The organism is Streptomyces sp. LX-29 (genome assembly GCF_029541745.1).
Lineage (GTDB): Bacteria > Actinomycetota > Actinomycetes > Streptomycetales > Streptomycetaceae > Streptomyces.
The window spans coordinates 1,720,128-1,737,991 of record NZ_CP089746.1; the positions used below are offsets into that span (position 1 = coordinate 1,720,128).

Below are 17,864 nucleotides of genomic sequence, written 5' to 3' on the forward strand. Positions count from 1 at the left end.
GGAGGTGAGGGGCGAGATCAGTCGATGGTCTACGACCGACCGACTTTGGTCGCGGACCGGCTCCAGGGCGCCGCCCACCCCGACGTCGGTCAGTAGATTCGACGGCATGGCCGGCACTGCATCCACCGGCCCGCGCGACGCGGCTCCCGACGAAGTTGGGCGCCGCACCACGCGGGACTGGTTCACCGACATCCTCTGCGTCCTCGCGGCGGCCCTGTTCTCCGTGGCGACCTCGGAGTCGGTGGTCGACAACCCCGAGATCTCCGACACCGAGCTCTTCTCCCAGGTGCTGATCGGCGGGGTGGCGTGCCTGGCGCTGTGGGTGCGGCGCCGCTGGCCGGTGGCGCTGGCGGTGGGGCTGCTGATCCCCTCGGCGGGCTCGCACTATGTGGCCGGGCCGCTGCTGGTGGCCCTCTTCACGGTCGCGGTGCACCGCCCGGTCCGCACCACCGCCGCAGTCGGCACGCTGGCCATGGCCATGGGCGCGGTCGACGCCGCCCTCCACCCCGACCCCGAGCTGAGCTACACCGGCTCGGTGCTGGTCGGCGCGGTGCTCTTCAGCGCCGCCATCGGCTGGGGGCTGTTCGTGCGCTCCCGCCGGCAGCTGCTGGAGTCCCTGCGCGAGCGGGCGCTCCGCGCGGAGGCGGAGGCGGCGCTGCGTGCCGAGCAGGCGCAGCGACTCACCCGCGAGCGCATCGCCCGCGAGATGCACGACGTGCTCGCGCACCGGCTGTCGCTGCTGAGCGTGCACGCGGGCGCGCTGGAGTACCGCAGTGACGCCTCGCCCGAGGAGGTGGCCCACGCGGCGGGCGTGATCCGCACCAGCGCGCACCAGGCGCTCCAGGACCTGCGCGAGGTGATCGGGGTGCTGCGGGCCCCGACCGTCGACCGGCCGCAGCCCACGCTGCGCGATCTGCCGCGGCTGGTGGAGGAGTCGCGGCAGGCGGGCATGCGGGTGACGCTGTCCGACGGGCTGGACCGGCTGGACGCGGCCGTGGTGGACGCGCTGCCCGACGGCACGGGCCGTACCGTGTACCGGATCGTCCAGGAGGGCCTGACCAACGCACGGAAGCACGCACCGGGCGCCGAGGTGACGGTCCTGACCGCGGGCGGCCCCGGCGAGGGGCTGAGCGTGGAGGTGCGCAACCCCGTCCCGGACGACGGAGCCACACGGCTGGAAGGGGCGATACGGCCGGAAGAGGCTGACCCGGCCGGGCCCGAAGCCGGGACCATCCCCGGCGCCGGGGCCGGGCTCACCGGGTTGCGGGAGCGCGCGGCGCTGGCGGGTGGGCGGCTGGAGAGCGGCCGCGTCACACGGAGCGGAGACTTCCGGCTCGCCGCCTGGCTACCGTGGCCGGCATGAACGCTCCCGCTCCCGCTTCCGCGCCCGCGCCCGTCCGCCTGCTCCTCGTCGACGACGACCCCCTGGTACGGGCCGGGTTGCGGCTCATGCTCGGCGGTCCCTCCGGCATCGAGATCGTCGGGGAGGCGAGTGACGGCCACGAGGTGGACGCGCTGGTGGACCGGCACTCCCCGGACGTCGTGCTGATGGACATCCGGATGCCCACGATGGACGGGTTGACCGCCACCGAGCGGCTGCGGCGCCGTGAACGGGCCCCGGAGGTCGTCATCCTGACGACCTTCAACGCGGACGAGCACGTGCTGCGCGCACTGCGCGCCGGGGCCGCGGGCTTCGTCCTGAAGGACACCCCGCCCGCCGAGATCGTGGCGGCCGTGCGGCGAGTGGCGACGGGCGATCCGGTGCTGTCCCCCGCGGTGACCCAGCAGCTGATCGACCATGTGGCCGGTTCCGGGCGGGATCTCCGTCAGGTCCGGGCGCGGGAGCTGCTGGACCGGCTCAACGACCGGGAGCGGGAGGTCGCCGTCGCCGTGGGCCAGGGCAAGTCCAACGCCGAGATCGGCGCCGGGCTCTACATGAGCGTCGCCACGGTCAAGACCCATGTCTCACGCATCCTGGCCAAGCTCGACCTCAACAACCGGGTGCAGATCGCGCTCTTGGCGCACGACGCCGGACTCCTGGACGGCCCCGACTGACGGCACCGGGCTGACGGCACCGGGCTGACGGCACCGGGCTGACGGCACCGCATGACGGCGCTGGATGACGGACCGGCTGACGGACCGACTGACGGCACCGGCTGATGGCACCGGCTGACGGCATCAGCTGACCGCACCGACTGCTGCCCGCGCCCGCTGACGGCGTCGACCGGCCGCGCCGACCGGTGGACCGACGGACCGACGGACCGGCAGGGGCGGCGGTCGGAACAGGGAGTGACGGTGCCGGGCGGCCGAGGTCGCGGGGTTCGCCGCGGGCGGCCGGAAAATCGCGCCGGAGGCGGTTGGGCCGAGCCGGGAGAATTACTGCTGGACACCGGCTGACCAGCGCGTCTATGGTCCGTACGCGCCCGTGATGATCTTCCGGGCAGGAGTGCACCACCCTTCCGGAGGCACCCTCATGACCGAGCTGGTCATTCGCTCGCTCACCGACAGCGACGCGCACCTGTTCCACGCGCTGTCCGACCCCGGCCTGGTCGGTCGGGCCCGCTTCGGGCACGAGTACCGCACGGTCGCCGAGGGCGGCGAGTACCGACCCGAGTGGACCTGGGTCGCGCTGCGCGACGGCGTGGTGGTGGCGCGCGCGGCCTGGTGGGCGGGGCCCGAGGACGAGGCCCCGGTGGCGCTGGACTGGTTCGACTTCGCGGAGGGCGAGGAGGAGGCCGCCGCCCGGCTGCTGCGCACCGCACCGCTGTGCGCGGAGTACAGCCTGCTGGCGCCGCCCGGTTGGCGCGACGAGCCCGAGCTGGTGGCCGCGGTCCTGGCCCGGGTCGAGGCGGCCACCGCCGGCGGCCTCATTCCGCTGGTCGAGCGGTTCCGCTACGAATGGACGCCGGAGTGCGGGCTGCCCGCGCGGCCGGGACGGCTGGAGTTCCGCCCGGAGCCGGACGACGCGGTCGTCGCCGAGGTGCTGCACCGAGTCCTGGAGGGCACGCTCGACGCACACGACCAGCGGATCGTCGCCGAGTCGGGGGTGGCGGCGGCGGTGGCCGAGACCCTGGAGTTCCTCCACTGGTTCCCCTCCCCGCGCGACTGGTGGCGGTTGGCCTACACGCCGGGCCCGGACGGGGAGCTCGTCGGCATCCACGTCCCGGCGCGCAACCCGGCGGGCCCGTGCGTGGGTTACGTCGGTGTGGTGCCCGAGCACCGGGGCTGGGGCTACGGCCATGAGCTGCTCGTCGCCTGCACCCATGACCTGGTGGAGCGGGGCGCCACCCGGATCGCGGCCGCGACGGACCAGGACAACGTCCCGATGGCCGCGGCCTTCGCCAAGGCCGGCTACCCCGTCACCCAGGAGCGCATCGACCTCGTCTGACGCCCCGCCACGCGCCGCTTCCACCCCTTACGACACCCGGCGCACACCGGCACCGCGCTCCCCTGACGCCCCGCCACACGCCGGCGTCCCACGCCCTGGTGCGTCCGCGCCCCGCGTCCCGCAGCATGGTGAGAACGTATGCCACCGGTGACGGCACGCCCGTGGAGCCCGCGCCGTCAGTGAGGAGCCGCCAGTGCTGTTCGAGGTGTGGGCGCCGCGCGCCGGTGACCGGGTCGACCTTCATCTGGACGGCCGCACGCACGCCATGGAGCGCGACCCCGGCCGGGCCGGCTGGTGGCGAGCCGAGGCCCCGGCCGGGCCCGGCGCGCGGTACGGCTTCGCGCTGGACGAGGGCCCGCCGCTGCCCGACCCCCGCTCACGCCGCCAGCCCGACGGCCCCGACGGGCTGAGCGCGGTCGTGGCACCCTTCCCGGGCGGACCGGGCGTGGCTCACGCCCCGGCCGGGCACGCCTCCGACGCCCGTTCCGCCGACCCGACCTCCCCGGGGGTGCCCGCCACCGAGGGGAACCCCGGTGGCGGGCACTCCCCCACCGGCCACTCCCCCACCGGCCACTCCCCCACCGGCCACTCCCCCACCGGCCACTCCCCCACCGGCCACTCCCCCACCGGGCACTCCCCCGGCGCCCGTCCCGCCGGGCCGGGCCCGGCGTGGTGTGGGCGCCCGCTGCCCGGCGCGGTCCTGTACGAGCTGCACATCGGCACGTTCACCCGCGAGGGCACCTTCGACGCCGCCGTGGAACGCCTTCCGCACCTGGCGGAGTTGGGCGTGACCCACCTTCAGCTGATGCCGGTGTGCCCCTTCCCGGGGCGCCACGGCTGGGGATACGACGGGGTGTCGCCCTGGGCCGTCCACGAGCCGTACGGGGGACCGGAGGGGCTACGACGCCTGGTCGACGCCGCGCACGAGCGGCACGGGCTGGGCGTGGTCCTCGACGTGGTCCACAACCACCTGGGCCCCTCCGGCAACCACCTGCCGGCCTTCGGCCCGTACTTCACCGACACCCACCACACGCCCTGGGGCGCGGCGGTCAACCTCGACGCGCCCGGCTCCGACGAGGTCCGGGCGTACTTCATCGGCAGCGCGCTGGCCTGGCTGCGGGACTACGCCGTCGACGGGCTGCGGCTGGACGCGGTGCACGCGCTGCGCGACACCAGCGCCCGGCACTTCCTGGCCGAGCTGTCGTCCGCCGTGGACCGGCTGGCCGCCGAGACCGGGCGGCCGCTGTTCCTGATCGCGGAGTCCGATCTGAACGACCCCCGCATCACCACTCCGCGCGAGGCGGGCGGCCTCGGGCTGCACGCGCAGTGGAACGACGACTTCCACCACGCCCTGCACACCGCGCTCACCGGTGAGTCGCACGGCTACTACGCGGACTTCGCCGCCGACCCCGCCCATGCCCTGACCAAGACGCTGACCGGCGGCTTCTTCCACGACGGGAGCTACTCGTCCTTCCGGGCCCGCCGCCACGGCCGCCCGCTGGACCCACGCACCACCCCGGCCGGCCGGCTGCTGGGCTACGCCCAGACGCACGACCAGGTCGGCAACCGGGCGGCCGGCGACCGGCTCGCCGCGACGCTCTCCCCCGGCCTGCTGGCCTGCGCCGCCGCGCTGGTGCTGTGCGCGCCCTTCACCCCGATGCTGTTCATGGGCGAGGAGTGGGGTGCCCGCACCCCGTGGCAGTACTTCACCGACCACACCGACCCGGAGCTGGCCGCGGCCGTGCGCTCCGGCCGGCGCCGGGAGTTCGCCGCCCACGGCTGGGCCGAGGAGCAGGTGCCCGACCCCCAGGACCCGGCCAGCCGGGAACGCTCCTGCCTGGACTGGGCCGAGCCGGAGCGGGAACCCCACGCGGCGCTGCTGGCCTGGCACCGGCGGCTGATCGCGCTGCGCCACGCCGAGCCCGCGCTCCGCGATCCGCGGTGGCACTACGGCGCGCTGGCCGCCGACGCCGACCGCACCCTCCACTTCCGGCGCGGCCCGCTCCATGTCGCCGCCAACCTGGGCGACCGGCCGGCCGAGCTCACGCTGGGCGACGAGGCCGCGGACGCGCGGGTGCTGGCCGCCTGGCGGCCGGTGGACCCGCCGGCGGCGGACGGCGTACTCCGCCTGCCGCCGGAGACGGCGGCCGTGCTGCGGCTGACCGGCTGAGCCGGGACGACGGCGCGGCGGGCCGGGCGGACCGCCGCCCCTGTGCCCTGGCGCCTCGTCCCGGCTTCGAATCCGGTCCGGGACCGGGCGCGGGACCGGGCTCAGTCCCCGTCGGGCGTCAGCCGCAGCGAGATGGAGTTGATGCAGTACCGCTGGTCGGTCGGGGTCGGATAGCCCTCGCCCGCGAAGACGTGCCCGAGGTGGGAGCCGCACCGGGCGCAGCGCACCTCGGTGCGGACCATGCCGTACGAGCGGTCCTCGATCAGCTCCACCGCGTCCGTGTCCTTCGGGTCGTAGAAGGACGGCCATCCGCAGTGGCTCTCGAACTTGGTGTCGGAGCGGAACAACTCGGCCCCACAGGCGCGGCAGGAGTACACGCCGGACGTCTTGGTGTCGGTGTACTCACCCGTGAAGGCCCGCTCGGTGCCGGCCTCGCGGAGCACCTGGTACTCCTGCGGGGTCAGCTCCGCGCGCCACTGCTCCTCCGGCTTGTCGACCTCGTACGGCATGTCGGATCCCTCCGTGGTGGTCCTCAGCTCTCCAGGCGGGCGAGGATCTCCGGACCGAGGTCGGTCACGTCGCCCGCGCCCATGGTGAGAACGAGATCACCGGGCCGCGCCATTCCTGCGATGGTGTCCGCGACCGCGCCCTTGTCGTGCAGCGGGGTCACGTCGGCCCCGCGCGCGGCGGCGGCGTCGATGATGAGCGCGCTGGTCACGCCCGGGATCGGGTCCTCACGGGCCGGGTAGATGTCGAGCACCACGGAGGCGTCGGCGAGGGTGAGCGCCTCGCCCATCTCGACGCCCAGCTCCTGGGTGCGGCTGAACAGGTGCGGCTGGAAGACCACCAGCACCCGGCCCTCGCCCGCGCCGCCGCGGATGGCCTCCAGGTCGGCGGAGATCTCGGTAGGGTGGTGCGCGTACGAGTCGATGACCTGGACCCCGCCGGCGGCGCCCTTGAGCTGGAGCCGGCGCTTGACGCCGGTGTACGAGCGCAGCGCCTGGGCGAGGTCGGACGCCGGGACGCCGAGGGCGACGCCGGCGGCGAGCGCGGCGACCGCGTTGAGCGCGTAGTGGCGGCCGGGCACGCTCACCGTGAAGGTGAGCTCCTCGCCGTCGAGGACGACGGTGACCTCGCTGGTCAGGCCGTGCGGGGCGATCCGGAGCACGCGCACGTCCGCGTCGGCGGCCTCGCCGTAGGTCGCCACCCGCAGCCCGTCCCGGCCGGCGATCCGCTTGGTCAGCTCGCGTGCGCCGTCGTGGTCGGCGGAGACGACGAGGGTGCCGCCGGTGCGGACGCGGCCCACGAAGGTCTCGAAGGACTCGTAGATCTCGTCCATCGAGGCGTAGTTGGCGTGGTGGTCCAGCTCCACGTTGAGGATGATCGCGACCTCGGGCGCGTACTTGTGGAAGCTGCGGTCGCTCTCGTCCGCCTCCGCCACGAAGATCTCGCCGCCGCCGTGGTGGGCGTTGGAGCCGGGCACGTCCAGGTCGCCGCCGATGGCGTACGACGGGTCCAGCCCGAGGGTGCTCAGCGAGACGGCGAGCATCGAGGTCGTGGTGGTCTTGCCGTGGGTGCCCGCGACGGCGATCGGCCGCGAGCCGTCCATCAGTGCGGCCAGCGCGTCGGAGCGGTGCACGACCGGGATGCCCCGCTCGGCCGCCGCCGCCAGCTCCGGGTTGTCCGCGCGGATGGCGCTGGAGACGACCACGCAGCTGGCGTCCGCCGCCAGGTGCTCGCCGGCGTGGCCCAGGTGCACGGTGGCGCCGAGCCCGCGCAGCGCCTCCGCGGTCGCGGAGTCCTTCGCGTCACTCCCCGCCACCTGCGCGCCCCGCATCGCCAGAATCTTGGCGATACCCGACATTCCGGCGCCGCCGATGCCGATGAAGTGCGGTCGGTCCATGGCGGACGGAATGGCTGCCATATGCGGGCTCTCCTCGCTGCTGTGCGCTGATCGTCGTTCCTCGCCGACGATTCTCGCATCACCGTGCGACCACCCGACCGCCCGGCGGCGACGCCCCGGCCTCGACCCCGGCCGGGCCCGCCCCGAAAAGCCCCGCGAACCGCGGACCGCGGGGCTCAGGCGCGGCCGGCCCGCCCGCGACGGCCGGCGGACGGGGGGCGGCGCGGGTGCGACGGACCGCCGACGTCGCCCCCGGCCGTGCGCGCACCCGGCGCGGCACGACCGCCGACCCGCCCGCCACGCGAACGCGCCGCACCTCCGGACGGGAAACCGACCGCTCACCGCATGGCCCGCCCGCCGCGCGAGGGCGCCGCACCTCCGGAGGCGAACCCACCGTGCGCCACGCGCCCCGCTCGCCGCGCGGGCGGCGCCGCACCCCGTCGTCGAGGGCGGGTGCCCGCGAGACCTACCCCCCGGTCGCCGCCTGGTCCTCGTCGACCGCGTGGGCGAAGAGCTTGAGCACGGGGACGCCGACCTTGTGGCGGGCGCGGGAGGCCCAGTCGCGATGGAAGAACTCCTCGACGAAGTGCGGGGCGGTCAGGACGATCACTTCGTCGGCCCCGGTCTCCTCGACCACGGAGCGCAGCAGGTCGAGCGGGTGGCGCTCGACGATCTGACCGACGGCCTCGCTGCCGGCCGCGCGGAGCGCGTCCAGGGAGTGGGTCAGGGCGCGCTGGGCCGGCGGCACGGCCTCCTCGCCCTCCGGCTCGTCACCCTCCCGCACGGCGCGGTCCAGGTAGCCGAGCGCGACGTCGTCGATCGCGCGGAGCAGCCGATCCTGGTCGCCACGGGGCTGCATGAGCACGACGAAGGAGACCGGGTCGTCGCCGTGCAGGGTGGTGACGAACTCCACGTCCGCCGGCGTCAGAGGCTTCTCGATCATCAATACGCTCGTGAACACGTCGGGCGCCGCCCTTCTTCGTCACGGGCCTGAGGCCCCACTTCTCGGGCCCGTGGGCCCGACGTCCACTCGGGGCCGGTGGCCCCCAGGTTCCCGCGGAGCCTGTCCATCCGGCCCCGACGGTTCCAGAGGCCGATTCGGGCCCCGACGGTTCCACGGTGCCTCGGGGACTCCACAGAAACCATCCTGCGCGCCCGCGCGGCCCGCGCGGGCGCTTGGGCTCGCTCATCTGAAGTCTGCCCAGCAGGAGCCAAGCGGAACGGAATATTCCGCAGGCCGTCACGTCCGACGGTAGCGGGTGAAGAGAAAGCCGGCCTCCTCCATGACAGAGGCAAGAACAAACCGTTCCGGCGCCGTGACAGGCGGCCCGCTTGCGATCCTGGACGCGTCCCCGGCGGCAACCAGCGGCGCCAGTGAGAGGCACAGCTCGTCCAGCACCCCGGCCGCCGTGAACTGCCCCAGCAGCGTCGGGCCGCCCTCCGTCAGCAGCCGGGTGAATCCGCGCTCCGCCAGGGCCGTCACCACCCGGACCGGGTCGACCCGGGCGCCCTCCCCGGCCACGATCACCTCGGCCCCGGCCGCGCGGGCCGCGGCCACCCGCTCCGTCGGCGCGGACGCGCCGGTCAGCACGAGCGTCGGCACCAGCGGCTCGGTGAACAGCGGGGCCGTGAAGTCCAGCGTGAGACCGGCGCTGACCACGGCGATGGCGGGGGCGGGCGGCTGGCCGAGCGCCGCCCGCCGGGCCTGGAACGCCTCGCGGGCGCGGGCCGGGCGGTAGCCCTCCTGCCGTACCGTTTCGGCGCCCACCACCACCGCGTCGGCGAGCGCGCGCAGCACGCCGAAGATCCGCATGTCGGCGGCGCAGGACAGCGGCTGCGAACGGCCCTCGTGGTAGGCGGCGCCGTCCAGCGAGGTGACCATGTTGGCGCGCAGCCAGGCACCCGTGCGCCCGGCGTCGACCGCGCCCCCGCCCGCGTACTCCGAGGGCTCCGGGTAGGCGTAGACGTCCGCCAGCTCGTCGAGCCCCCATTCGCGGTCGTCGAGGGCGGCGGGCAGATCAGGGAAGACGGGGAACAGGCGTCGCATACGCGGCAGTGTGACATGGCTCGCTCACGGTCGGAGGCATACCGGTGAGCGTCTACGCTGGGTAGCTGTGTCCTCCACGAACGCCGTCGCTCCGGGCGTCCCCGCAGCGCGCACCACCGCTTCGGACGTCGCCTCCTCGGACGGCCCGGTCGCCCTCACCGCCCGCTCACCGCAGGTGCCGGCCGACCGCCTGGTGGCGGAGATGGTGCCGCCGCCCCGCTTCGGCACGGCGCGCTTCGACACCTACCTCCCCGACCCGAACCAGCCCAGCCAGACCGCCGCGGTCAAGACGCTGGGGGACTTCGCCGCCCAGCTCGGCGGCGGGGTGAGCGCCGCCGGCGGCAGCGGGCGGAAGCGCTGGTTCCGGCGGGAGTCGCGCCCCGCGACCCCCAGCGGCCCGCGCGGCGTCTACCTCGACGGCGGATACGGCGTCGGCAAGACCCACCTGCTGGCCTCGCTGTGGCACGCCACCCCCGCCGCCCCCGAGCTCAAGGCGTTCGGCACCTTCGTGGAGCTGACCAACCTGGTCGGCGCCCTCGGCTTCCAGCAGACCGTGCGCACGCTCGGTGAGCACCGGCTGCTCTGCATCGACGAGTTCGAGCTCGACGACCCGGGCGACACCGTCCTGGTCTCCAGCCTGCTGAGCAAGCTGGTCGAGTCCGGCGTGGCGCTCGCCGCGACCTCCAACACCCTCCCCGGCAAGCTCGGTGAGGGGCGCTTCGCCGCCGTCGACTTCCTGCGCGAGATCCAGGGTCTCTCCGCCCACTTCCGCGCCCTGCGCATCGACGGCGAGGACTACCGGCACCGCGGGCTGCCCGAGGCCCCGGCGCCGCACTCCGACGACCTCGTCACCCGCGTCGCGTACCGCACGCCGGGCGCCTCGCTGGACGACTTCCCCTCGCTGCTCGACCACCTGTCCAAGGTCCACCCGAGCCGCTACGGGGCGATGTGCGACGGCATCGAGGCGGTCTGCCTGACCGGCGTCGTCCCGGTGCCCGACCAGTCCACCGCGCTGCGCCTGGTGGTGCTGGCGGACCGGCTCTACGACCGCGAGGTCCCGGTGCTGGCCTCCGGGGCGCCCTTCGACGCGCTCTTCAGCGAGGAGATGCTGCGCGGCGGCTACCGCAAGAAGTACTTCCGGGCGATATCCCGCCTGACGGCCCTGGCCCGGGACGCGAAGCCGCTCGTCGAACCGTAGTCGCGGTGATCATCCGCGTGGTACCAACGTGTGGTCATGTACCTGTCCGCCAGCAGGGAGTCATCGCATGTCGACCACACGACGCCAGGTTTTGGCCCGTACCGGCGCACTGAGCGCCTCCATAGCCTTCGCCGGCAGCGTCTCCGAGCTGTTCACCGGCACCGCCGCCGCCGCGGGCGGCGCGTCCACGGAGCAGGCGCGGGACGGCCACGCCGGGTACGGCCCGCTCGTCCCCGACCCGCACGGCCTGCTCGACCTCCCCGAGGGCTTCCGCTACCGGGTGCTGTCCCGGGAGGGCGACCCACTGCGCTCCGGCGAGGGCCCCGTGCCCGGTAACCACGACGGCATGGCCGCCTTCCCCGGCCGCCACGGCCGCACCCACCTCGTCCGCAACCACGAGAACCGGGCCACCGCGAAGCTCCGCGTCCCCGCCGTGGAGGGCCTGACCTACGACCCGACCGGCATGGGCGGCTGTACGGCGCTGGAGCTCGACCCCCGCAACCGGGTCCTGGGCGAGCGGGTCGCCATCGCGGGTACGGCGGTCAACTGCGCGGGCGGCCGCACCCCCTGGCACACCTGGCTGACCTGCGAGGAGACCGAGGACAAGGCCGGCACCAACGGCTACACCAAGGACCACGGCTTCATCTTCGAGGTGGATCCGTACGACCCGCGGCGCACCGGCGCCCACCCGCTCACCGCCATGGGCCGCTTCCAGCACGAGGCGATCGCGGTGGACCCGCACAGCGGCGTCGTCTACGAGACCGAGGACGCCTTCCTCAAGCCCTTCGGCCTCTTCTACCGCTTCCTGCCGGACAAGCCACTCGGCGGCCGCGGCTCGCTGCGCGCGGGCGGCCGGCTGGAGGCGATGCGGGTGCCCGGGGTGGCCGACCTGTCCGTCGTCCAGGAGCCCGGCACCCACTTCGACCGCGTCGAGTGGGTGCCGGTCCCGGACCCGCTCGCCCAGGAGACCCCGATCCGGCTCCAGGACTTCGGCCGCGGCGGCATCACCCACGCGCAGAAGCTGGAGGGCTGCTACTGGGGCGGCTCGTGTGTCTACTTCGTCTCCAGCTTCGCCAAGAGCGCGGACGGCTCGGCCGCCGACCACTTCGGGCAGGTGTGGCGGTACGACCCCCGGCGGCGTCGGCTCACCCTGGTCGTCGTCTTCGGCCCGAGCACCGACATCCAGCTGCCCGGCGAGTCCCCGGACAACATCACCCTGGCGCCCGACGGCGGCCTGATGGTCAGCGAGGACGGCAACGGCGCCCAGCACGTCTACGGGCTGACCCGGCGCGGCGAGGTCTACCCGATGGCCCGGGGCGCGCAGAACATCGGAACCCCCGAGGAGCCGGAGTGGGGCGAGTTCGCGGGCGTCACCTTCTCCCCGGACCGCCGCACGATGTACGTCAACTGCTACGCCCCCGGCACGACCTTCGCGGTCACCGGGCCCTGGCACCACTGCTGACCGGGGGCGGCCGCCGGCGGGACACCCCGCCGGCGGCCGGGGCGGTACCGGCGGTCACAGCCGCGGCGTCCACCGCGCACGGAGCGCGCAGGACAGCCCGACTACCGCGGCCGTGAGGACGGCGGCGCCGACCAGCGGCCACAGCGGCGCCGTCACGGTGCCGCTGTGGGAGCCGCTCACCAGGGCGGACACGGCGGCGTTGGCGGGCGAGCCCCCGACCACCAGGGCCAGCAGCGCACCGCACGCGGTGGCGGGGACGGCCCAGGCCGGGCTGTGCAGCAACGGCGGGCCGCACAGCGCCCCGAGCGCCGTGCCGAGCAGCGCGCAGGCGACGGCGGCCAGCAGTCCGGCGGCGGTCGCCTCCCCGAGGGGCACGTCGACCCGGAGGTCGGAGCTGCGCGGGTCGCTGAAGGCCGCCACCAGCAGCGTTCCGACGGCCCCCAGCCCGAGGGCGCTGCCCAGCGCGGTGATCAGGCAGGCGAGCTGCACCCTCACGGGGCCGGCCGCGGCGGTCGCGCAGTCCCGCGCGGCGAGTGGCTCGTTGCCGAGACACACCCGCACCAGCCAGGCGGAGACCGGGAGCAGCGCCGCCGCCGCGCCACCCAGCGAGTCGAGGATCGGTTCGCCGGTCCGCACCCCGACGACCAGAAGAACGCAGTACAGCAGCAGCGGCGCCAGCCAGCGGTACGAGCGGGCCAGAAGCGCCGCCTGATAGTGGACGAGTACGGGCAGTGAGGCGGTCACGGCGTCCTCGAGCTCGGCAGCGGATGGTCGTCGGCGGCGCCGATCGGGGGCACGGCCCCGGGCGGCAGGGGGGTGACCGCCCGGATGTGCCAGGGCGGCCGGCCCGAGAGCAGGGCCCGCAGCAGCGCGTCGGAGTGCGCGGCGCCGACGGTCAGCCGGACCGGGCGTCCGGCGGCGCCGGCGGCGCCGGACGGGCCGGCCGCGGAGACCTCGGGCGCGCCGGGCAGGCGGTCGGGCAGCGTGGCCCCCGGCGGGCCCTCGACGTCGATCGCCACGCGAGGCCCGAGCTCTCCTCGCCCGGCCCGCGGCACATCGCGCCGCGCCCCCGTATCGCGACCGGGCGCGGTGCCGCCGGTGCCGGATCGGTCCGGCGCGAGGGCGGCGTCCGGCGCGAGGGCGGCGTCCGCCGTCGGATCCGACGCCGGCAGCAGTCCCCCGTCGGCCACCCGGTAGGCGACGTCCGCGGCGCCGGCCAGGCGGAGCGGGTCGTGGTCGACGAAGACGACCAGCCCGCCCGCCGCGACCCGGGCCTGGACCGCGCGGTCGAGGACGCCGCGCGCCGACTGGTCGAGGCCGGTCCACGCCTCGTCGAGGACGAGCAGGCCGGGCTCGGCGAGCAGGGCCTGGGCGACGGCCACCTTCTGGCTGGTGCCCTTGGACAGCGCGGCCAGCGGCGTGTCGGCGTGACCGAGCGCGCCGAAGCGCTCCAGCCAGTCGGCGGCGGCGCGCCGCGCGGCCGTCCGCTCCAGGCCGTGGATCCGGCCGAGGTGGGTGAGGTAGCCGAGGGCGGTCAGGGGCAGGGCCGCGGGGAAGCGCTCGGGCACGTAGGCGGCACGGGGCCGGCCGGTGATCCGGCCCGCGTTGGGGGCGTCGATCCCGGCCAGCAGTCGCAGCAGGGTGGACTTGCCGCCGCCGTTGACCCCCTCGATGCGCACGAGGCCGCTCGACGGCAGTTCGAGGTCGACACCGCGCAGCACCCAAGGCCCCCCGAGCCCGTACCGGCGCCCGACTCCGTGCAGTCTCATGGGGGTTGAGCCTACGATCGGCACCGGTAAAGGCCACGTCAGACCGGCCGTGATCTTCGTTCCGCGGTGCTGGCACACTGGGACGGTGACCAGCCCTGACCCGCGTCCCAGCACCGCCGTCCCCCACCAGGGAGACCCGCACCCCGACCGCCCGGCCCGTCGCCCGGAGGCGGAGCGGGACGCCGCGCCGCAGTTCGTGCTGCCGCTGCTGGTCCGCATCGAGAAGGCCGCTCCCCCGGCCCGTACCGACGCCCTGGAGACGGCCGCCCGCGCGGTGCTCATGCTGCTCTCGGACGAGCGGGCGACGGCCGCAGACGGCGCCTGGGCGGAGGCCGTGCGCGACTGGCAGGACGCGCGGATCCGCAAGGTGGTGCGGCGGGCGCGCGGGGCCGAGTGGCGGCGCGCGTCGGCGTTGCCGGGGATCACGGTCACCGGGCACGCGGCCGAGGTGCGGGTCTTCCCGCCGGTGCCGCTCGACGGCTGGCCCAAGGAGCTGGTGAAGCTCCAGGTCTCGGGCACCGACCTCGACGACCCCGAGCCCCCGACCGCGCCGGACGACGGCGCGCCCGTGCTGTGGCTCAGCCCCGATCTGGACATGTCCGCGGGCAAGGCGATGGCCCAGGCCGGACACGGCGCGCAGCTCGCCTGGTGGGAGCTGGCCGACGCGGAGCGGGCGGCCTGGCGCGCCGCGGGCTTCGCGCTGTCCGTACGCACCGCCGAGCCGGCACGCTGGGCCCGGCTCGCCGCCTCCGGGCTGCCGGTCGTCCGCGACGCCGGCTTCACCGAGATCGCCCCCGGCTCCTGCACCGTGGTAGCCGACCACCCGGCCCTCCGCGCCCGACTGCCCCGCACCTGAGCCGGGTCCACCCCCGCCCCGCGGAGGAGGGCCCGGTCTGGGCCTCCTCGGGAGGCGGCCCGGTCTGGCCCCCACGGGAGGCGGCTTCTGGCTGAGCCCCGCGGAGGAAGGCCCCGTCTGGCTCACCCGCGGAGGATCGGCCGCCGGTCAGGCCCCCACGGAGGACGGCTCTTGCCTGGCGGCTCCGGTCTGAGCCCGTACGGAGGACGGGCCCGGTCAGGCCCCCACGGAGGACGGATCCAGTCTGAGCACGTGGGCCCGGCCTGAGCTCCCGAGGGGGCAGGCGGCCCGAGGTGTCCCCAACCGCCCGCGGTGTCCGCCCGCGGGCGGCCGGGAGGGGCTCCGGGCGCCCGGGGCGTCAGAACCTCAGCGCCGCCACGATGTGTTCGTGGGCGGCCAGCGTGTCGTCGGGCACGAACGCCACCTCGCTGCCCGTGTCCAGCGCGGCCTCGACGATCTCGTCGACGATGTCCTCACGCACGGACTGCACGCCGCCGCCGGTCGTCTCGCCTTCCGCGACCGGGAGCAGGTGCTCTTCCGCGACCCGTACCGTCTGCGCGTAGTTCTCCTCGACCACCAGCAGGTCGATGCGGCCCTCCTTCACCGTCTGCCACACCTCGTTCAGCCCCGCGGCGAACGCCTTGCGGCCCTGGGCCTGCTCGAGCCGGCCGATGGCCCGTTCGGTGTCGCGCTTGGCATGCTCGGCCAGGGCCGGGGCCACGGCCTCGGCCAGCACCGGGGCCGGGCCGTTGGTCAGACCGCCCTTGACGATCTTCGCCACGGCGGCCTTGGCGGCGCCGCCGGTCTCCTCCAGCAGGCTGAGCGCGGGCGCCACACCCATCAGGTAGAGCGGGCGCGGGTCGGTCGCCAGCAGCGTCTCGACGGCGGAGTTGACCTGCCGCATGTAGTGACGGGTGCGCTCGTCGTCGTAGGCGCTCGGCGCGTCGCCGATGCGCTCCTCGCGCTCGGGATCGACGTTGTCCCGCGGCTCCGGCTCGGCCGGGAAGTCGGCGGTGCGCTCCTCGCGCAGGGTGTTCTCGCTGCCGCTCCAGAGCGTCGTCCGGTCCACGGCGACGGCCAGCACCCAGTACGGCCGCACGCGCTCCCGCGCCGAGACCAGGTTCCGGGTCAGATAGGTGTCGCTGAAGACGACGCGCTCGGGGACGGACCAGGGCAGGGACCAGACCTGGTGCTCGCCGGCGGCCGCGAAGATCACCAGCCCGTCGAGGCAGTGGCGCAGGTCGACCTCGGCCACGGCCTTGTCCAGCCGGCCGCTGATGTCGAAGCGCGCGTCGCGCGGCACCTCCGGATCGTCCTCCAGGCGGTGCTTGGCCTCGGCGACGAGCCGGCGCAGCCGGGTGGAGTCCTGCGCGTTGTCGGTCTCTCGCCGATGGGTGGGAAGGGTGACGGTGACCGCCGGGTAGGGCCGTCGCGTACGGAGGGCGGCCAGCGTGCTGGATGTCAGATCGGTGGTGCGCATCATGACCTTTCGACGGGGCCTGCCTGCACCAGCAGGATCACCCACACCCGGCGGGCCCGCATCACGGAGCGGGCACCCCACGGCTTCGGCCACGGCTCGCGACCGAGGGCCGAGTGAGACGTCCTACGGTGGCGGCGGCTCGGGCCGTCCGACCGGGGCGCGGGGCATGCTCCCACCATCGCCCCAGGTCAGACGGGGAATGCTCATTCATCGCGGACCTGCCCGAAGCCCTGTGATGCTTCTGTGATACTAAGGCACCGAATTTTCATACTTGCTGCAACAGGGGTGGGACACCTTGAAAGGTATGCGGGCAAAGCGCACTTATGGCATAGCCGCGCTCATCGCCGTGGCTGTCGTCGTGGCGCTGGTCATCACCCTGACGTCCGGCGGCGGCTCCGGCGCCGACTCCTCGGACGTGGCCGGGCCGGCGAAGGACGACCCGGCCCCTCGGACGAGCCAGCAGGCTCGCCAGGGGGAGCCGAAGAAGAGCAAGGAGGAGGCGAAGTACGGCGACTGGGACGGCAAGACCAAGGTCATCGGGGACGGTTCCACCTCGTACACCGGGCCGCAGCCGCACCAGCGCAAGTGGAAGCGGCTGAAGCCGGGCGAGAAGCCGCCGCAGTTCGTGGTCTTCTCCTGGGACGGCGCCCTGGAGGGCGACGACCACCTGTTCTCCCACTTCCGGCAGGTGGCCAAGGAGAGCAACGCGCAGATGACGTTCTTCCTCACCGGCATGTACCTGCTGCCCAAGGCGCAGAAGCACCGCTATCTGCCGCCGCAGCACAGCCCCGGCTCCGCCGCCATCTCCTTCGCCACCGACGGGCACATCCGGGACACCATCCAGCAGCTGGGCGGCGCCTGGAAGGACGGGCACGAGATCGGTTCCCACTTCAACGGCCACTTCTGCGGCGCCAAGGGCGGCAACGACTGGAGCCCGGCCGAGTGGAAGAGCGAGACCGACCAGCAGTACGGGTTCGTCAAGAACTGGAAGACCAACACCGGCTACACCGACCTGCCCCCGCTGCCGTTCGACTACGACGTGGAGCTGGTGGGCGGTCGCGCGCCGTGCCTGGAGGGCCAGAAGAACCTCATCCGGGCGGTCAAGTCCATGGGCTGGCGCTATGACGCGAGCTCGCCGGGCGACTTCCAGATCTGGCCGTCGAAGATCGACGGGGTGTGGAACTTCCCGCTGCAGCTGGTGCCCTACCCGCAGAGCGAGAAGCAGGTCCTGTCCATGGACTTCAACTTCCTCTACAACCAGTCCGGCGACACCACCGAGGGCGACCCGGCGAAGTACCCGGAGTGGGAGAAGCTCACCCGGGACGCCTATCTCAACGGCTTCGACCGCGTCTACCACGGCAGCCGCGCGCCGCTGTTCATCGGCAACCACTTCGAGCAGTGGAACGGCGGCATCTACATGCAGGCCATCGAGGACGTGATGCGGACCGTGTGCACGCGCGAGGGCGTGCACTGCGTGTCGTTCAAGCAGCTCGCGGACTGGCTCGACGCCCAGGACCCGAAGGTGCTGGAGAAGCTGCGGATGCTGGACCCGGCGCAGGCGCCGGACTGGGCGACCTTCGTGAAGAAGTGA

15 protein-coding genes are annotated in these 17,864 nt (G+C 74.4%); 8 read left to right on the forward strand and 7 right to left on the reverse strand.

Annotated elements, in window-relative coordinates:
• Positions 1–106 precede the first annotated feature (106 nt).
• From LRS74_RS07505 to treZ, 4 genes are all read left to right on the forward strand, one after another.
• Positions 107–1,363 (forward strand): histidine kinase, encoded by a 1,257-nt coding sequence (locus LRS74_RS07505; protein ID WP_277740268.1) that lies wholly within the window; start codon positions 107–109, stop codon positions 1,361–1,363.
• The gene (locus LRS74_RS07510) at positions 1,360–2,055 is read left to right on the forward strand and encodes a response regulator transcription factor (protein ID WP_277740269.1); all 696 of its coding nucleotides are present in this window, start codon (positions 1,360–1,362) and stop codon (positions 2,053–2,055) included. The genes LRS74_RS07505 and LRS74_RS07510 overlap by 4 nt, the downstream gene beginning before the upstream one ends.
• Positions 2,056–2,473: 418 nt before the next feature.
• On the forward strand, positions 2,474–3,388 hold the full coding sequence (locus LRS74_RS07515; RefSeq protein WP_277740270.1) for a GNAT family N-acetyltransferase: 915 nt from the start codon (positions 2,474–2,476) through the stop codon (positions 3,386–3,388).
• Between the two features lie 193 nt (positions 3,389–3,581).
• On the forward strand, positions 3,582–5,558 hold the full coding sequence (gene treZ / locus LRS74_RS07520) for a malto-oligosyltrehalose trehalohydrolase (RefSeq protein ID WP_277740271.1): 1,977 nt from the start codon (positions 3,582–3,584) through the stop codon (positions 5,556–5,558).
• Between the two features lie 101 nt (positions 5,559–5,659).
• Here treZ and msrB read toward each other — a convergent pair whose 3' ends face one another.
• The 4 genes from msrB to LRS74_RS07540 all read right to left on the reverse strand — a co-directional run bounded on the left by msrB (position 5,660) and on the right by LRS74_RS07540 (position 9,508).
• Complete coding sequence (msrB, locus tag LRS74_RS07525) at positions 5,660–6,067, reverse strand: peptide-methionine (R)-S-oxide reductase MsrB (RefSeq protein ID WP_277740272.1); 408 nt, start codon at positions 6,065–6,067, stop codon at positions 5,660–5,662.
• Positions 6,068–6,090: 23 nt separating this feature from the next.
• Complete coding sequence (gene murC / locus LRS74_RS07530; protein WP_277740273.1) at positions 6,091–7,482, reverse strand: UDP-N-acetylmuramate--L-alanine ligase; 1,392 nt, start codon at positions 7,480–7,482, stop codon at positions 6,091–6,093.
• A gap of 445 nt (positions 7,483–7,927) precedes the next feature.
• The gene (locus tag LRS74_RS07535; RefSeq protein ID WP_277740274.1) at positions 7,928–8,404 is read right to left on the reverse strand and encodes an indole-3-glycerol phosphate synthase; all 477 of its coding nucleotides are present in this window, start codon (positions 8,402–8,404) and stop codon (positions 7,928–7,930) included.
• A 297-nt stretch (positions 8,405–8,701) separates the two neighbouring features.
• A complete protein-coding gene (locus LRS74_RS07540; protein WP_277740275.1) occupies positions 8,702–9,508 on the reverse strand; it encodes a pyrimidine reductase family protein in 807 nt (268 codons plus the stop codon).
• A gap of 67 nt (positions 9,509–9,575) precedes the next feature.
• Between LRS74_RS07540 and zapE the strand changes: the two genes are divergently transcribed.
• Complete coding sequence (zapE, locus tag LRS74_RS07545; RefSeq protein ID WP_277740276.1) at positions 9,576–10,706, forward strand: cell division protein ZapE; 1,131 nt, start codon at positions 9,576–9,578, stop codon at positions 10,704–10,706.
• Between the two features lie 67 nt (positions 10,707–10,773).
• The gene (locus LRS74_RS07550) at positions 10,774–12,168 is read left to right on the forward strand and encodes an alkaline phosphatase PhoX (protein ID WP_277740277.1); all 1,395 of its coding nucleotides are present in this window, start codon (positions 10,774–10,776) and stop codon (positions 12,166–12,168) included.
• Between the two features lie 54 nt (positions 12,169–12,222).
• On the opposite strand, the gene LRS74_RS07555 is transcribed toward LRS74_RS07550, so the two are convergent.
• Together LRS74_RS07555 and LRS74_RS07560 are read right to left on the reverse strand one after the other, a co-directional pair.
• The gene (locus tag LRS74_RS07555) at positions 12,223–12,912 is read right to left on the reverse strand and encodes an ABC transporter (RefSeq protein ID WP_347178107.1); all 690 of its coding nucleotides are present in this window, start codon (positions 12,910–12,912) and stop codon (positions 12,223–12,225) included.
• A complete protein-coding gene (locus LRS74_RS07560; RefSeq protein WP_277740278.1) occupies positions 12,909–13,937 on the reverse strand; it encodes an ATP-binding cassette domain-containing protein in 1,029 nt (342 codons plus the stop codon). The genes LRS74_RS07555 and LRS74_RS07560 overlap by 4 nt, the downstream gene beginning before the upstream one ends.
• An 85-nt stretch (positions 13,938–14,022) precedes the next feature.
• Between LRS74_RS07560 and LRS74_RS07565 the strand changes: the two genes are divergently transcribed.
• Positions 14,023–14,793 (forward strand): aminoacyl-tRNA hydrolase, encoded by a 771-nt coding sequence (locus LRS74_RS07565; RefSeq protein WP_277740279.1) that lies wholly within the window; start codon positions 14,023–14,025, stop codon positions 14,791–14,793.
• 358 nt (positions 14,794–15,151) lie between these two features.
• On the opposite strand, the gene LRS74_RS07570 is transcribed toward LRS74_RS07565, so the two are convergent.
• The gene (locus LRS74_RS07570) at positions 15,152–16,273 is read right to left on the reverse strand and encodes a chemotaxis protein (protein ID WP_277744643.1); all 1,122 of its coding nucleotides are present in this window, start codon (positions 16,271–16,273) and stop codon (positions 15,152–15,154) included.
• A 304-nt stretch (positions 16,274–16,577) separates the two neighbouring features.
• Here LRS74_RS07570 and LRS74_RS07575 point away from each other — a divergent pair, with 304 nt between their 5' ends.
• A complete protein-coding gene (locus LRS74_RS07575) occupies positions 16,578–17,864 on the forward strand; it encodes a hypothetical protein (RefSeq protein ID WP_277740280.1) in 1,287 nt (428 codons plus the stop codon).

What these genes read in the sequence shown, in the direction of transcription:
- msrB (WP_277740272.1), bottom strand. Translation starts at nt 6,067, where the DNA reads ATGCCGTACGAGGTCGACAAGCCGGAGGAGCAGTGGCGCGCGGAGCTG.
- LRS74_RS07505 (WP_277740268.1), top strand. Translation starts at nt 107, where the DNA reads ATGGCCGGCACTGCATCCACCGGCCCGCGCGACGCGGCTCCCGACGAA.
- LRS74_RS07535 (WP_277740274.1), bottom strand. Translation starts at nt 8,404, where the DNA reads ATGATCGAGAAGCCTCTGACGCCGGCGGACGTGGAGTTCGTCACCACC.
- LRS74_RS07540 (WP_277740275.1), bottom strand. Translation starts at nt 9,508, where the DNA reads ATGCGACGCCTGTTCCCCGTCTTCCCTGATCTGCCCGCCGCCCTCGAC.
- LRS74_RS07575 (WP_277740280.1), top strand. Translation starts at nt 16,578, where the DNA reads ATGCGGGCAAAGCGCACTTATGGCATAGCCGCGCTCATCGCCGTGGCT.
- LRS74_RS07570 (WP_277744643.1), bottom strand. Translation starts at nt 16,273, where the DNA reads ATGCGCACCACCGATCTGACATCCAGCACGCTGGCCGCCCTCCGTACG.
- LRS74_RS07550 (WP_277740277.1), top strand. Translation starts at nt 10,774, where the DNA reads ATGTCGACCACACGACGCCAGGTTTTGGCCCGTACCGGCGCACTGAGC.
- LRS74_RS07510 (WP_277740269.1), top strand. Translation starts at nt 1,360, where the DNA reads ATGAACGCTCCCGCTCCCGCTTCCGCGCCCGCGCCCGTCCGCCTGCTC.
- murC (WP_277740273.1), bottom strand. Translation starts at nt 7,482, where the DNA reads ATGGCAGCCATTCCGTCCGCCATGGACCGACCGCACTTCATCGGCATC.
- LRS74_RS07560 (WP_277740278.1), bottom strand. Translation starts at nt 13,937, where the DNA reads ATGAGACTGCACGGAGTCGGGCGCCGGTACGGGCTCGGGGGGCCTTGG.
- LRS74_RS07515 (WP_277740270.1), top strand. Translation starts at nt 2,474, where the DNA reads ATGACCGAGCTGGTCATTCGCTCGCTCACCGACAGCGACGCGCACCTG.